This is a genomic window from Marinobacter mobilis (assembly GCF_900106945.1).
Lineage (GTDB): Bacteria > Pseudomonadota > Gammaproteobacteria > Pseudomonadales > Oleiphilaceae > Marinobacter > Marinobacter mobilis.
This window is the reverse complement of the sequence record NZ_FNNE01000004.1, coordinates 313392-327313: the sequence shown is the minus strand read 5'-3', so window position 1 is coordinate 327313 and position 13922 is coordinate 313392. Positions and strand designations below refer to the sequence as shown.

Annotated in this window: 12 protein-coding genes; 10 read left to right on the top strand and 2 right to left on the bottom strand. The window is 61.6% G+C overall.

The features are described from left to right. The first annotated feature begins 2 nt into the window (after positions 1-2). The 5 genes from BLV11_RS08525 to BLV11_RS08505 all read left to right on the top strand — a co-directional run bounded on the left by BLV11_RS08525 (position 3) and on the right by BLV11_RS08505 (position 6203). Positions 3-2243, top strand: coding sequence for a bifunctional diguanylate cyclase/phosphodiesterase (locus tag BLV11_RS08525; protein ID WP_091812543.1), 2241 nt, complete (start codon positions 3-5; stop codon positions 2241-2243). Between the two features lie 28 nt (positions 2244-2271). Further along, on the top strand, positions 2272-2589 hold the full coding sequence (locus tag BLV11_RS08520) for a hypothetical protein (RefSeq protein ID WP_091812542.1): 318 nt from the start codon (positions 2272-2274) through the stop codon (positions 2587-2589). A 93-nt stretch (positions 2590-2682) separates the two neighbouring features. After that, on the top strand, positions 2683-3129 hold the full coding sequence (locus BLV11_RS08515; protein ID WP_091812541.1) for a MerR family transcriptional regulator: 447 nt from the start codon (positions 2683-2685) through the stop codon (positions 3127-3129). Further along, complete coding sequence (locus BLV11_RS08510) at positions 3122-5644, top strand: heavy metal translocating P-type ATPase (RefSeq protein ID WP_091812540.1); 2523 nt, start codon at positions 3122-3124, stop codon at positions 5642-5644. Before BLV11_RS08515 ends, BLV11_RS08510 begins: the two co-directional genes overlap by 8 nt. A 118-nt stretch (positions 5645-5762) precedes the next feature. Then, entirely contained in the window at positions 5763-6203 is a 441-nt protein-coding gene (locus BLV11_RS08505; RefSeq protein WP_091812539.1) for a DUF411 domain-containing protein, read from the top strand. Between the two features lie 14 nt (positions 6204-6217). Here the strand turns inward: BLV11_RS08505 and BLV11_RS08500 are convergent, their stop codons facing one another. Further along, the gene (locus BLV11_RS08500; protein ID WP_091812538.1) at positions 6218-6583 is read right to left on the bottom strand and encodes an EF-hand domain-containing protein; all 366 of its coding nucleotides are present in this window, start codon (positions 6581-6583) and stop codon (positions 6218-6220) included. Between the two features lie 144 nt (positions 6584-6727). Between BLV11_RS08500 and BLV11_RS08495 the strand changes: the two genes are divergently transcribed. Further along, on the top strand, positions 6728-8719 hold the full coding sequence (locus BLV11_RS08495; protein ID WP_091812537.1) for a ribonuclease R family protein: 1992 nt from the start codon (positions 6728-6730) through the stop codon (positions 8717-8719). 30 nt (positions 8720-8749) lie between these two features. Here the strand turns inward: BLV11_RS08495 and BLV11_RS08490 are convergent, their stop codons facing one another. Further along, on the bottom strand, positions 8750-9640 hold the full coding sequence (locus BLV11_RS08490; protein WP_091812536.1) for an acyltransferase: 891 nt from the start codon (positions 9638-9640) through the stop codon (positions 8750-8752). A gap of 176 nt (positions 9641-9816) precedes the next feature. Between BLV11_RS08490 and BLV11_RS08485 the strand changes: the two genes are divergently transcribed. The 4 genes from BLV11_RS08485 to tpx all read left to right on the top strand — a co-directional run bounded on the left by BLV11_RS08485 (position 9817) and on the right by tpx (position 13818). Next, positions 9817-10980: an alpha/beta fold hydrolase gene (locus tag BLV11_RS08485; RefSeq protein WP_245725963.1), complete on the top strand. Its 1164-nt coding sequence runs from the start codon at positions 9817-9819 to the stop codon at positions 10978-10980. A gap of 21 nt (positions 10981-11001) precedes the next feature. Next, positions 11002-11904: a LysR family transcriptional regulator gene (locus tag BLV11_RS08480; protein WP_091812534.1), complete on the top strand. Its 903-nt coding sequence runs from the start codon at positions 11002-11004 to the stop codon at positions 11902-11904. A gap of 112 nt (positions 11905-12016) precedes the next feature. After that, positions 12017-13237: a multidrug effflux MFS transporter gene (locus BLV11_RS08475; RefSeq protein WP_091812533.1), complete on the top strand. Its 1221-nt coding sequence runs from the start codon at positions 12017-12019 to the stop codon at positions 13235-13237. A gap of 83 nt (positions 13238-13320) precedes the next feature. Continuing rightward, entirely contained in the window at positions 13321-13818 is a 498-nt protein-coding gene (gene tpx / locus BLV11_RS08470; protein WP_091812532.1) for a thiol peroxidase, read from the top strand. Positions 13819-13922 lie beyond the last annotated feature (104 nt).

Below are 13922 nucleotides of genomic sequence, written 5' to 3'. Positions count from 1 at the left end.
CCATGCATAAACAATTCCTGAACGCTTTGCTCAGCCCACTTCTGCCGGCTCTGGTCATGCTGACCTTTCTGGCCGTGGCTCTGGGCCTGCAACACAGCATGGTGCGCCAGCAGGACCAACAGATCCAGGCCGCTATCGGCCAGGAAGCCGACAACCTGTCGAGGGAACTGACGGAGCGTTTCCAGGCCCACCAGCAGGCGATCTATCGTATGGCCCAACGGTTGCGGGTCAGCCCGGACATGACCGAAGCCACCTGGCGGATGGATGCCCGCAACTACCTCAGCAACTTTGGTATCTACCAGGCCATCGAATGGATCGACCGTGACTACTTCATACGCTGGATCGAGCCCATCAACGGTAATGAGAGCGTCGTCGGCTTCAACATTGCGTTTTCCGACCAGCGGCGTCGGGCTCTGGCCGAGGCGGCCGCCAATGACACTCTGGATTCGTCCGGCGTCATCACCCTGAAACAGGGCGGCACCGGGCTGGTCATATACGCCCCCGTGGGCTCCGGAGACGACAACAACGGCTTTATCGCGGGCGTATTTCTGCTCGAGAATCTGGCCGACACCCTGCTCAGCAGCAGCCTGCGTTCGGACTTCCTGATCACCATTGCCGAGAACGGCAAGCAAATTTACCAGCTGGCACCGGCGAACGACGTCAGCACGGCATACAGCGATTCCGTGCAGGCAGACCTGCTCAGCAGCACCTGGCAACTGACCCTCATCCCAACCGAACACTGGGTACAGAAACACCAGAGTTCGCTGCCCTGGGTAACCCTGTACACCCTGGCGCTGATGGGCGTATTGGTCAGTCTGGCCGGGCTGCTGATCCAGCTGGTCCTGAAACGTCACCAGGATCTGCTGAAAACCCGTTACGACCTGGAGCAGGAAATCCAGCAACGGCAGATCGCCCAACGCAACCTGGCACGCCTGGAATCCACCGACAGTCTGACCGGGCTGGCGAACCGCCGCTTTTTCATGGAGGACCTGGCCCACACCCTGATACTTGCGGACCGCCATCGGCGCCAGGCCGCCCTGGTGATGATTGATCTCGACCGCTTCCAGATGCTTAACGATTCCCTCGGCCATCAGTTTGGTGACGAACTGCTGATCCGGGTTGCCGAGCGTCTCAATGCCCTCGGTGATGAACGGGTGATGATCGCCTACGCCGGAGGCGATGAATTCATGGTATGCCAGCAGCACGTCGAAAACATCGATGACGTCATCCATCTGCTGGGGCAGATCCAGAAATGTTTCACTGAACCCTACGCCATCCAGGGTCACACCTACGCCATCACGGCCACCATGGGCATTGCCATCTATCCACAGAGTGGCGTGGACGCCGATGTGCTGCTGCGCAGCGCCGATATCGCCCTGCACCGGGCCAAGGAGAACGGCCGCAACTCCTACCAGTTCTACACCGAAGGCATGCAGGATCGGGAGGTACGGCGACTTGAGCTGGACAAGGACCTGGCAACAGCACTGGAACAGGACCAGTTCGTACTCCACCTGCAGCCCCAGCTTGACCTGAACACCATGGAGGTCAACAGTGCCGAAGCGCTGATCCGCTGGCAGCACCCCCAACGAGGCCTGATTCCGCCGTTCGAGTTTATTCCGTTGGCGGAGGAAAGCGGCCGCATTACCGACATTGGACGCTGGGTGGTGATGGCCGCCTGCCGTCAGCTCGCGGCTTGGCGGGATGGACCACTGAGCCGGATGAAGATTGCCATCAACTTGTCCGGGCGCGAACTCGACAACGAAGATCTGGTCGATCACATCCAGCGGGCGCTGACGCTCTTTCAGGTCGATGCCAGCCGGCTGGAAGTCGAGCTAACCGAAGAAATCTTTATCCAGAATATCGAACGCAACCGCAATCAGCTGAAGCGACTTCACGATCTGGGCGTTCTCCTGGCCATCGACGATTTCGGCGTCGGCTATTCCTCACTGGCCTATCTGCGGGACTTCCCCGTCGACCTGCTGAAAATCGACCGGTCATTCATCACCAACATCACCGAATGCCCTGACGATGCCATTATTACCCGGGCGGTCACCAATCTGGCCCACAACCTCGGCGTCAAAGTGGTGGCGGAAGGCGTGGAAACCGAAGAACAGCTTGAGTTCCTCAAGAACCTCAACTGCGACGTGGTTCAGGGCTACCTGATCAGCCGCCCGGTGGAGGCGACGCAGCTGGAGATCCTGCTGCGAGACAACCCGCGTTTCGTCATGGCCAGTAACCCGTAACTGCAACCACCAACCAAGGCTGAACCCGATGCAAGCCCGATACCTGACACCCGAACAAGACCGAAAAATCCGCCGCTGGGAAGCCTGGAACCGTGGCTATTTCATTTTCGCGTTCTTCGCCCTGTTGCTGATTCTGGTGTTCAGCAGCCAACTGGGGTTATCCAGCGGTGACAGCTGGGGTCCCCTGGGGCTGATCCTGGTGGTCCTTGTCAGCCCGATCATCGTCTTGCAGCTCCGCCTCCGCTGCCCTGCCTGCCATAAAAAAATTGGCTGGCAGGCCAAGCTGCTGGCGCCGGACCAGTGTCCCCAGTGTGGCATTTTCCTGAGCAGCCGGGACAACCCTTGACCTTTGAGTGGCTCATAGGTTTTAAACTGGCCTCATGATCGACCATCGCCCCCGCTAGCGGGTGGCAACCGTATGGTGAATGGAGGACGGTGAATGAAGGTCAAAGAACTTGCCAGAGCTGCCGGAACCAGCGGCGATACAGTCCGTTTCTATACCCGCGAGGGACTGCTTTGTCCGACCCGCAACCCGGACAACAACTACCAGCAGTACAGCGCCGATGACCTGCACCGGCTCAGGTTCGCCCGCAAGGCCCGGACTCTGGGCTTCTCGCTGCCCGAAATCAAGGCCATCCTTGAACAGGCCGATGATCACCACTCCCCCTGCCCCCTGGTCCGGGAGGTGTTTGAACAGCGTCTGTACAACGTGGAACAACAGATTGCGGAACTGACCCAACTGCGGGCGCGGATGCAGTCCGCCCTGCAAGCCTGGCAAACCATGCCCGACGGAACCCCGGACGGTCACACCATCTGCCGCCTTATTGAGCACTGGGACGATCCGGACAACATCAGCGCCAGCCAAGGAGACGTCTGCCATGACTGAACTCGCCCCAACTCCGGTCCGCCTCAGTATCAGCGGCGCCTCCTGCCAGGGCTGCGCCCGCAAGATCCGCGCGGCGCTGGCTGAGCTGGCCGGCAATGAAGACGCAATCGACATCGATCTGGACCAGCAGACGGTGACCCTGCCCCCAGACACCGATGCCGACGAAGCAGCGCGCCGGGTCTCCGAGGCCGGTTATCCGGCCGAGGTCATGGCTGCCGACAGCTGCCCGCTGCCCGCCAACGGCCCCGCCCCGGCTGCCCCGATCGCCAGCACCAGCGCCAGCGGCCCCCAGGTTCAGCTGGCGGTAACCGGTGCAACCTGCGCCTCCTGTGTACGGACCATTGAAGGCGCGCTGATGTCAGTGCCCGGCAGTCAGGGCGCGCATATGAACCTGGCGGACAACACCGCAACTGTCTTTGGCAACGCCGACACCCCGGCCCTGATTGCCGCGGTCGAAAGCGCCGGCTACGGCGCCCGGGAGATTGAAGACCCGGACACCATCGATGAACGCAAACAACAGGAAGACCAGCGCCATTACCGCGAACTGCTGATCAAAATGGCCATCAGCCTGGGGCTCGGTCTCGGCCTGATGATTTGGGGCATGGGTTTCGGCGACATGATGGTGACGGCCAGCAACCAGAGCACCTGGCTGGCCCTGGGCGGGCTGACCCTGGTGGTCATGCTGGCGACCGGCGGCCATTACTTCACTGGTGCCTGGAAGGCCTTCCTCCATCACAACGCCAACATGGACACCCTGATCGCGCTGGGTACCGGTACTGCCTGGCTGTATTCCATTGTGGTCGCCAGCGTGCCGGCCCTGGTGCCCGAGATGGCCCGGCATGTCTATTTTGAAGCCTCCGCCATGATCATTGGCCTGATCAACCTGGGCCAGGCCCTGGAACTTCGGGCCAAAGGCAAGACCTCCCAGGCGGTCCGGCGCTTGCTCGATCTGCGCCCCAAAACCGCCCGGGTGATCCGCGACGACCAGGAGATTGAGCTGCCGGTGGCCCAGGTTATGGTTGGCGACCGGTTACGGGTGCGGCCCGGCGAACAACTCCCCGTTGACGGTGAGATCACCGAGGGCGAGACCCGGATCGACGAGAGCATGCTGACCGGCGAGCCCATGCCCGTGGCCAAGGCCGTGGGTGACCGGGTGTCTGCCGGCACCATGAACGGTCGTGGGGCCATTGTTTATAAAGCCACACAGGTCGGCAGTGACACCGCGCTGGCACAGATCATTGCTCTGGTGAAACGGGCCCAGGCGTCCAAGCCGGCCATCGGCCGGCTTGCCGATCAGATCTCTGCGGTGTTCGTGCCTACCGTGATGCTGATTGCGGTGTTCTCCGCACTGGTCTGGTACAACTTTGGACCGCAACCGGCGGTGGTTCACATGATGGTGGCGGCCACTACCGTGCTGATCATTGCCTGCCCCTGCGCACTTGGACTGGCAACCCCGATGTCGGTGATGGTCGGCGTTGGCAAGGCCGCGGAATATGGCGTTCTGATCCGCCAGGGCGATGCCCTGCAAAACGCCGGCAAACTCGACCTGGTGATCCTCGATAAAACGGGCACCATCACCGAAGGCCACCCCACGCTGACCGACCTGGAAGCCCGCGATGGTGACACCCGCCAGCTGCTCGCCCTCGCTGCAGGCCTGGAACGTCATTCCGAGCACCCTCTGGCCGAAGCCATCGTTACCCGCGCCAGTGCTGACAACATTGAACCGGTGACCGTCACCGGCTTTGACGCCAGCAATGGCAAGGGTGTATCCGCACGTTTCGGCGACAGTACCCTGCGACTCGGCAATCGCCGCTGGCTGGAGCAGCACGGGGTCGACCTGTCGCCGCTGGAATCCGCGGCCAACCGGATCAGCAACAATGCCGGAACTCCGCTGTTCCTGGCCCGCGACCAGGAGGCGCTTGGTGTCCTCGGCGTCGCTGATGCCATCAAGGCGGATTCAGCAGCCGCGATTCAGCGCCTGCATGATGCTGGCATCCGGGTGATGATGGTAACCGGAGACGTGGAAGCGACCGCTGCGGCGATCGCCAATCAGGTCGGTATCGATGACGTGCGGTCAGAAGTCCTGCCTGAAAACAAAGCCAGCATTGTCAGCGACATGCATCAGCGGGGTTTCCGTGTGGCGATGGTTGGTGACGGCATCAATGATGCCCCGGCACTGGCGGCCGCCGATGTCGGTTTTGCCATTGGCACCGGCACCGACGTTGCCATCGAGAGCGCGTCCATCACCCTGATGCGGGGCTCACTGCACGGCGTTGTCGATGCCATCGAAATATCCCGCGCCACGGTACGTAATATCCATCAGAACCTGTTTGGCGCCTTTATCTACAACAGCCTCGGGATTCCCGTCGCCGCCGGACTGCTGTATCCGCTCTGGGGCATCCTGATGAACCCGATTCTGGCTGGGGCGGCGATGTCGCTGTCATCGGTGACCGTGGTCACCAACGCCAACCGCTTACGCCTGTTCCAGACCAGTGAAAAAAGGAGGAACCAATGAACGCCTGGCTGATCAATAGCGCAGGACTGCTGCTCATGGCCGGTATCGTCTGGTGGTTCTGGCTCGCCAGCGACCGCCGCAAACCCTCAGATAGTCATCATCACTGAAGGAAAACACCATGAAGAAACTCTCACTGGCTTTCAGCCTCGCCCTGGGACTCTCCCCCCTGGCCACGGCCCAGGCCGAAGAAACCGTGACCGTCTACAAGTCCCCCACTTGCGGCTGTTGCAGCGACTGGGTCCGGCACATGGAAGACAATGGCTTTGAGGTCAACGCCATCAACACCCAGCAGATCAACCAGATCAAGGCCGATGCCGGTGTACCCCAGGGGCTGGCCAGTTGCCACACCGCCTTCGTGGGGGATTACATCATTGAAGGCCACGTCCCGGCCTCAGATATCCGCCGCCTGCTGGCCGAAGCGCCGGCGGCCAGAGGGCTCTCGGTGCCGGGAATGCCGGCAGGCTCCCCCGGTATGGAAATGGGTGACCGTCAGGATCCTTACACCGTGATGCTGTTCAACGAGGCCGGCCAGACCCAGCCCTTCGCCCAGCATCCGTAACCCGCGCCCGGCCATTAAAGGGCCTGGTTGCAGAAGGCACGGAACTCCAGCTTACTGATGCGGCTGTCCAGGTTGAGATCCATGATCTCGAGCAGCCGCCGGCCCTGACGGAACACTTCCCGGGATGACGCCGCTTCGGCGCGGTCTTCGGGAATATTGCCGCAGGGCTGGCCTTCGCGGGCACCACACTGGACCAGGAACACCAACTCCGCACTTTCAATGTATTCACTGCCATTGCGGTTGGCACAGTCAAACTGCGCCTTGCCGACGCCCGCCAGGGCCTCGCTTTCAGTCCCGTCTGACACCCCGCCATAACCGGCACAACCCGTAATGACGAAGGCCAGCAGCAACGGGATGCCCACCCTTGCAGTGCCGTTCATGTTCTCACTCCCGTAACCATCAGCCGTTACTTACTATCGTCCATGGCACGCTTTCCTGCCACTGCCCCCGCACTCTGACGTTAGCACTGAAAACCGGTATACTGCGGTTCCAATTTAACGATCCCGCCAGTCAGGTTCCTTTGCATGCTAAATGCCGACGCGCTCAGTCAGTTGCGCCAGCTCAAATCCGATATCAAAGAAAACAAGGTGGTGTTGTCCGGCACCGTAAAGGCAACCAACGGCCGTTTTGGCTTCGTGGCCCTGGACGAAGGCCGTGATGTCTTCCTGCCACCGGAAGAGATGCAGAAGGTACTGCCTGGCGACCGCGTCAATATTACCGAACAGCAGGATGACAAGGGCAAGAGCCAGGGGGTCGTGGATGAGCTGCTGGAAACCGGTGTAAGCACCTTTGTCGGCCGTTATCTGGTTAAGGGCAAGGGGCACTTCGTGGTGCCGGAAACCCCGGGCATCAACCGCTGGATCTTTATTCCGCCCAAAGAGCGGCATGGCGCCGAACCCGATGACTTCATCTACTGCAGCATTCACCGCCACCCGATCCGGGATGGCAAGGGCCAGGCCAAGGTTCTGAAAATCATCGGCAAAGCAGGCGCGCCCGGTATCGAACGGGCCTTTACGCTGGCGTCGTTCGACATCAACGACGATTGGCCCGAAGCCGTGGCCCAGCAGGCTGAGCAGCTCGACGAAGCCGCCATCGAAGCGCTGGCCGCCGAGCGCGAGGATCGCCGTGAACAGCCCTACGTAACCATCGACAGCCCGGGCACCCAGGACATGGACGACGCCCTGCTGGCCGAACCGAATGCCACCGGCTGGAAGATTTCCGTTGCCATCGCCGACCCCACTGCACTGATCCCCGGCGGTAGCCCGGCGGAGCAGGAAGCCCTGGCCCGGGCCACTGCGATTTATTTCCCCGGTGAGCCGCGACCGATGTTCCCGGATGCCATCAGCACCCGACTGTGCTCACTGCTGCCGGATACCCCACGGCTGGCACTGATCTGCGACATGCAGGTCAATAACGATGGCAGCCTTGGCGACTACAGCTTTCACCAGGGGATCATCCGCTCCCAGGGCAAGCTCAGCTACGAGCAGGTTGCCCATGTCATCGAAGGCCGTGAAGGTGACGACACCCGCGAGCTGAGCGACGTCATTAACGCCAGTCTGGATCAGCTCCACCAGGCCGCGACGGCCCTGCGACGCTGGCGTGAAGCCAATGCCCTGCTAGGCACCGAGCGCCCGGAATTCCGCCTGCGCCTGGACGAGAACAAGCACATCCGCCAGATCGAGCCAGCCAGCCAGAATGAAGCCCACCGCCTGGTGGAGGAATGCATGGTCGCCGCCAACCGGTGCGCCGCCGATTTCCTCGGCCAGCGCGATCACGGCCTGTTCATTACCCACCCCGGCCTGCGCGCCGACCGTGCCGACAACATCCGCACCCTGCTGACCACCTACGCCCCCGAACTGGGCGAGCTGGATCCGGCCAGTGCCGACGGCTTCCGCCAGCTGATGCAGCAGGCCGACAGCGTGACCTGCGACGTTCCGCTTAAAGCCATCGTGTCCCGTCAGCTGGCCCGGGTGGAGCTGGCCTTCGCTCCCGCCCCGCACCAGGGCATGGGGCTGGCAGCCTACACCACGTTTACCTCACCGCTGCGCAAGTTCAGTGACTTTTATGTCCACCGGGTGATCAAGGCCGCGCTGTGGCAGCAGCCCCTGCAGGCGCTGACTGAAGCCCAGCTTGAAACCCTTCAGAGCACCCAGATCAAGGCACGACAGGCGGCCAACAGTCTGGAAAGCTGGCTCAAGTGCGAGTTTGCCCCGTCACTGGGCAGCGCACCGCAGCCCGGCGTCATCACCCGCACGGTGCCGGCCGGATTCTTCGTACGGCTGGACAGCAATGGCCTCGAGGGATTTGTCAGCTGCAAGACACTGGAAGGGAAGTTCAGTTTCGACCCGGTCACCCTGCGTCTGGTACACAACAAGAACGGTCGTATATTCCAGCTGGATCAGGCCGTGACGGTCACCCTGGCGGACGTTGACCGGGAACGCAAACAGATCAATTTCACATTGATCGAAGAAGACGGGCGAACAACAGAAGAAAGCCCGGCCCCGGCAGACGCCTGAGGCTGCTGCCGGGCACCAGGCCAGCGCCCATCAGTCCAGCATGGACTCCAGGCGCTGGTCTTTGGCACGCCACAGTGCGGTCAGCCAGTCCTTGATCCGCCGCCGGTGCTCACCATCGGCACTGTAGTCCCTGCCTTTGAGCTCCTCCGGGATGACAATCGTGTCCACGTGCAGCTTGACCACAGGCATGCGGCCACAGAGAAAATCCCAGAACGTCGGGGCTCCACCGGGAAAGGCAATGGTCACGTCCACCAGGGTCTGGATGGAATCACCCATGGCATCCAGCACGAAGCCGACGCCACCGGCTTTCGGGGTCAGCAGGTGTTTGTACGGGGATTTCTGGCGCTTGTGCTTGGCCGGTGTGAAGCGGGTCCCCTCGACAAAGTTCATCACACTTACCGGGGTATAACGGAACTTCTCGCAGGCCTTGCGGGTTGCCTGCAGATCTTCACCGCGCTTTTCCGGATGCTTGATCAGGTACTCCCGGGAATGACGCTTCATGAACGGAAAATCCAGCCCCCACCAGGCCAGACCAATCACCGGCACCCAGATCAGCTCCTTCTTCAGGAAGAACTTGAGAAATGGCGCCTTGCGGTTGAAAACCCGCTGCATCGCCAGAATATCGACCCAGCTCTGGTGGTTGCTCATCACCAGATACCAACCCTGGCGCTGCAACTGGTCGACGCCGGAGACCTGCCAGTCGGTTTTGTGGGTTAGCTTCATCCAGCCCGTATTGCAGGCCACCCAGGATTCCGAGATCCAGATCATCAAACGGGTGCAGAACACCCTGAAGCCCTGAATCGGAATGATCAGTTTCAACAGCGCCCAGGGATAAAGCAGCAGACACCAGAACAGGGTATTGACCGCCAGCAGCAGGGCATTCAGCACCCCGATGAACGGAGCAGGAAGAAAACTGAGCATGTGATTATCCATTATTGTCTTAGTATCGAAGGGCCGCATGATAGCAACCCCAACCCACGAAGGGCAGAGGCCCAAAGTGACCAATTTGCCAATTGACCTGGACGGTATTGCCATAGCTCCCGCTGGCACTCCGGGGCTATTCTTGCCTACGATTCATCCCGCTTTCCGAGAACTCTATGGACGGTGCCATGCCCAACTTCGCCAGGTCGGCGTTTGCCAAAGCCTCCGGTCTTTCACGCCGGACCCGACATTACGCCAACAATGCCTTTGACCGGGTCTTTCGCTCCGCCAGCCTGATTCAGGCCGGCCAGACTCCGTTTGAAACCCTGCACACGGATGGTCTGGTCAGCCTGCGGTACTACCCACCGCTGGCCGAAGACGTCATCGAACTGGAAGGTCTGGATATTCCGGTCGAACGCCGACCTCACAAGACCCCGGTGGTGATCGTACCGCCGCTGGCCGTCAACATGCTGATCTACGATCTGTTCCCCCAGCGCAGTCTGGTGCGGTTCCTGCGGGCCAAGGGCTTTGAGGTCTACCTGATCGACTGGGGCATGCCCACCCGCAAGCACACCCACTACAACATGCACACCTACGTTGCCGAACTGTTGCCGGCCTACCTCAACCGGGTCCGCCAGCACAGTGGTGAACAGGAGCTGTCGCTGCACGGCTGGAGCATGGGCGGCATGTTTACCCTGTTCTATTCGGCGCTGAGCAAGGATCAGCACATCCGCAACGCCATTGTGCTCGGCTCACCCATCGACAGCCATGCCTCCGGCCTGATGGGGATGATGTACCAGCGCATATCGGAAGTGGCCGAAGTAGTCCGGACCCGCACCGGTTTCCGGATTCATGACCTGCAGCCCCACTGGTTCCATACACCCGGCTGGGCCAACACCATCGGTTTCAAGCTAACCAACCCGATCGGCAGCGTCATGGGTTACTGGGAGCTGGTTGTGCGCCTGGGCGACCGCGAGTTCGTCCGGACCCATGCCACCACCTCAGCCTTCCTCGACCGCATGGTGGCTTACCCCGGCGGTATCATTCAGGACGCCGTGGTGCGCCTGTGGATCGACAACCAGTTGTCCGAGGGAGAGATCCAGATCGGTGACGACGTGGCCCGGCTACAGAACGTCAACGCCAACCTGATGGCGGTGGCCGGTGACAGCGACACCCTCGCCACTCCGGACGCAGCCCGTCGGGTCATGGATCATGTCAGCTCCAGCGACAAGACCTTCCGGGTTATCCCCGGCGGTCACATGGGGATACTCGCCGGCAGCAAGGCCCCCCATGCCAGCTGGCTGGAACTGGCGGACTGGCTGGCCGAGCGTTCCGACTGATTTTACCCTACACTGGGATCCATGAATCCCATCGATACATTCAACCTTGATGCCCGCGCCCTGCGGGTGCTGCTGGCCGTACTCGACGACGGCACCGTGTCCGGTGCCGCCGTCAAGCTTGGGCTCAGCCAGTCTGCAGTCAGCCACACCCTGGACCGGCTGCGTCAGGTCCTCGGCGACCCCTTGTTCGTCAAGTCCGGCCGCGGAATCGTGCCCACCAACTACACCCTGCGCATCGGCCCCCATGTGCGCCAGATCCTTGATGACCTGCGCTCGCTGTCCGCCGGCCCGCCGTTTGATCCCCGTGACGCCGAATTCACTTTTACCGTCGCAGCCAACGATTACCAGCGAGACCTGCTGCTGCCCCCACTGATGCAGACCCTGCGCCGGCAGGCGCCCGGCATTGCCCTCCAGGTGATTCCCTCCGGCATCCCCAGCGCCGACATGCTGCGCAAGGAAGTCTGCGACCTGATCATTTCTCCACACCCGCCGGCAGCCAGCGATGTCCTTCAGCGCCGGCTGCTGGACGATCAGATGGTGATCTTCTATGACCCCACGCAACGATCCGCCCCCACGACCCTGGCGGAGTATCTGCAGGCGAACCATATTGCCATTCTGTTCGGCACCGGCGAACGCATGGCCCTGGAAGGCTCCCTCAGCGCTCAGGGGCTGGAGCGCAAAGTGACGGTCACGGTATCCAATTTCTCCGGCCTGCCCGGCTTCCTGCGAGGATCCCAGCTTCTGGCAACCGCACCCCGCCGGATGAGTGAACACTTACTCAAGGGTTTTGCCTCGACACCTCTGCCCTTCGATTTCAAACCCTTCTCGTTGCTGATGCTGTGGCACCAGCGCAACCACGGCGACCCGGCGCATCGCTGGCTGCGCCAGCAACTGATCGACGTGGCACAACAACGGAAAAAATGATCGTGGCTATTCATCGATTTTATTCATAGGTGGTATGACCGGTGTGACTGTTATTTTGCACCGTTCAGGGGCGTACACTGAGTTTCCCACTCAGCCTATACCCGGAACTCCCATGCTCGCCCTGACCAGTGTCTGGACCACCGTACTGCTCGCTGCCGCCGTCGCCCTCGGCCCGCTGGCAACCGACATGTACCTGCCAGCCCTGCCCTCCATGGGCGTGGCGATGGCCGCCGGCACGGACCAGGTCCAGCTGACCCTGAGCATCTACATGGCCGGTTTCGCGCTCGCCCAGCTGCTCTGCGGCCCGCTGGCCGACCGTTTCGGCCGCAAGCCAGTGATGATCGCCGGCTTTGTCCTGTTTGCCATCGCCAGCGTCGGCTGTGCCCTGGCCAGCAATATCGAGACCCTGATCCTGTGCCGGTTCCTCCAGGCCATTGGCGGTTCGGCCGGCCCGGTCCTGGGCCGTGCCGCCATCCGTGACATCTACACTCCGCGGGAAGCGGCCCGGATCATGGCACTGTTGGCCAGCATCATGGCGCTGGCACCGGCATTGGCCCCCACCCTGGGCGGCTTGATGCTCAACCAGCTGGGCTGGCCCTCGATCTTTATTGCCCTGGCCGGCTACGCCATGGTGATGACGCTGATCGTCGCGATTGGTATCCCCGAGCCCATGGCCCCGGAAAACCGTCAGCCGCTGAAGTTGTGCAGCCTGATCGCCAACTACCGTACGATTGGCTCGGATATCAGTTTTATCGGCTACACCCTCACCAACGCACTGACGTTCTCCGGGCTGTTTGCCTTCCTGTCCGGCTCCTCGTTTGTGTTGATCGAATTCCTGGGAGTGGCACCTGAACTGTTCGGTCTCTATTTCGGCTTCATGGTGTTGGGCTATATTTCCGGCAACCTTACGTCGGTCCGGCTCAGCAAGAATCTGATGCCTGACCAGATCCTGCTGCGCGGGCTGGTGATTTCGGTGGCAGGTGGCAGCCTGATGGCAGCCCTGGCAATGATGGAGGTCTTCAACGTCTGGGCCGTGGTGGTGCCTCAGGCCATTGTCATGATCGGCGTCGGCATGGTGTTACCCCAAACCATGGCGGGCGCTCTCGCCAATTTCCCACGTATGGCGGGTTCCGCCTCGGCGCTGTTCGGCTTCGTGCAGATGGCAGTCGCCGCCACGATCGGAGCCATGGTAGGCTATCTGCACGATGGCACCTCCCTGGTGATGGCGGTCATCATTGCAGCCAGTGCCGTCGCGGCCCTTGCTGCCTACCTGTTGCTGGTGCAACGTCATCCGGCCACAGGCTTTGAGCCAGCCGCCGAGCCCGGTCGCTGACCCCGGAGCGTGACGAATCCGGGAGAATGGACTACACAGTAGTGGGTTCCATCACGTCCCAACACCACAACCCGGAGATACCCATGAGCAAAGTCACACTGGCCGGCAGCCCGCTGGAAATCGGCGGCCAATTTCCCGCAGCTGGCGACACAGCCCCCAGCTTTACCCTGACCACCCAGAGCCTGGAAGACGTCAGCCTCGACAGCTACGGCAGCCGCCGCAAGATCCTTAACATTGTCCCCAGCCTGGATACCGGTGTTTGCGCGGCGTCCACCCGCAAATTCAATGAAAAGGCCAGCAGCCTCGACAATACTGTGGTGCTGGTGGTGTCCGCCGACCTGCCCTTTGCCGCAGGCCGGTTCTGCGGTGCCGAGGGACTGGATAATGTGGTGACCCTGTCCACGTTCCGCCACCCGGACTTCCTGAACAACTATGGCGTGGCCATCCAGAATGGCCCTCTGGCCGGACTGTGCGCCAGGGCCGTGGTGGTGCTGGATGAAAACAACTCGGTCATCCACAGCGAGCTGGTCAGTGAAATCAAGCAGGAACCTGACTACGACGCGGCTCTCGGCGCGCTTTAACGAGCAACCCCGGACTTGCCCAAGGGTGCTCTCCCGCAGAGCACCCTCAGCGGTCACCGGCCTGCGGCCCACGCTCCCGGGGCTACTGTCTTCACCTGCGCCCT

What these genes read in the sequence shown, in the direction of transcription:
- BLV11_RS08525 (WP_091812543.1), top strand. Translation starts at nt 3, where the DNA reads ATGCATAAACAATTCCTGAACGCTTTGCTCAGCCCACTTCTGCCGGCT.
- BLV11_RS08520 (WP_091812542.1), top strand. Translation starts at nt 2,272, where the DNA reads ATGCAAGCCCGATACCTGACACCCGAACAAGACCGAAAAATCCGCCGC.
- BLV11_RS08515 (WP_091812541.1), top strand. Translation starts at nt 2,683, where the DNA reads ATGAAGGTCAAAGAACTTGCCAGAGCTGCCGGAACCAGCGGCGATACA.
- BLV11_RS08510 (WP_091812540.1), top strand. Translation starts at nt 3,122, where the DNA reads ATGACTGAACTCGCCCCAACTCCGGTCCGCCTCAGTATCAGCGGCGCC.
- BLV11_RS08505 (WP_091812539.1), top strand. Translation starts at nt 5,763, where the DNA reads ATGAAGAAACTCTCACTGGCTTTCAGCCTCGCCCTGGGACTCTCCCCC.
- BLV11_RS08500 (WP_091812538.1), bottom strand. Translation starts at nt 6,583, where the DNA reads ATGAACGGCACTGCAAGGGTGGGCATCCCGTTGCTGCTGGCCTTCGTC.
- BLV11_RS08495 (WP_091812537.1), top strand. Translation starts at nt 6,728, where the DNA reads ATGCTAAATGCCGACGCGCTCAGTCAGTTGCGCCAGCTCAAATCCGAT.
- BLV11_RS08490 (WP_091812536.1), bottom strand. Translation starts at nt 9,640, where the DNA reads ATGCTCAGTTTTCTTCCTGCTCCGTTCATCGGGGTGCTGAATGCCCTG.
- BLV11_RS08485 (WP_245725963.1), top strand. Translation starts at nt 9,817, where the DNA reads ATGGACGGTGCCATGCCCAACTTCGCCAGGTCGGCGTTTGCCAAAGCC.
- BLV11_RS08480 (WP_091812534.1), top strand. Translation starts at nt 11,002, where the DNA reads ATGAATCCCATCGATACATTCAACCTTGATGCCCGCGCCCTGCGGGTG.
- BLV11_RS08475 (WP_091812533.1), top strand. Translation starts at nt 12,017, where the DNA reads ATGCTCGCCCTGACCAGTGTCTGGACCACCGTACTGCTCGCTGCCGCC.
- tpx (WP_091812532.1), top strand. Translation starts at nt 13,321, where the DNA reads ATGAGCAAAGTCACACTGGCCGGCAGCCCGCTGGAAATCGGCGGCCAA.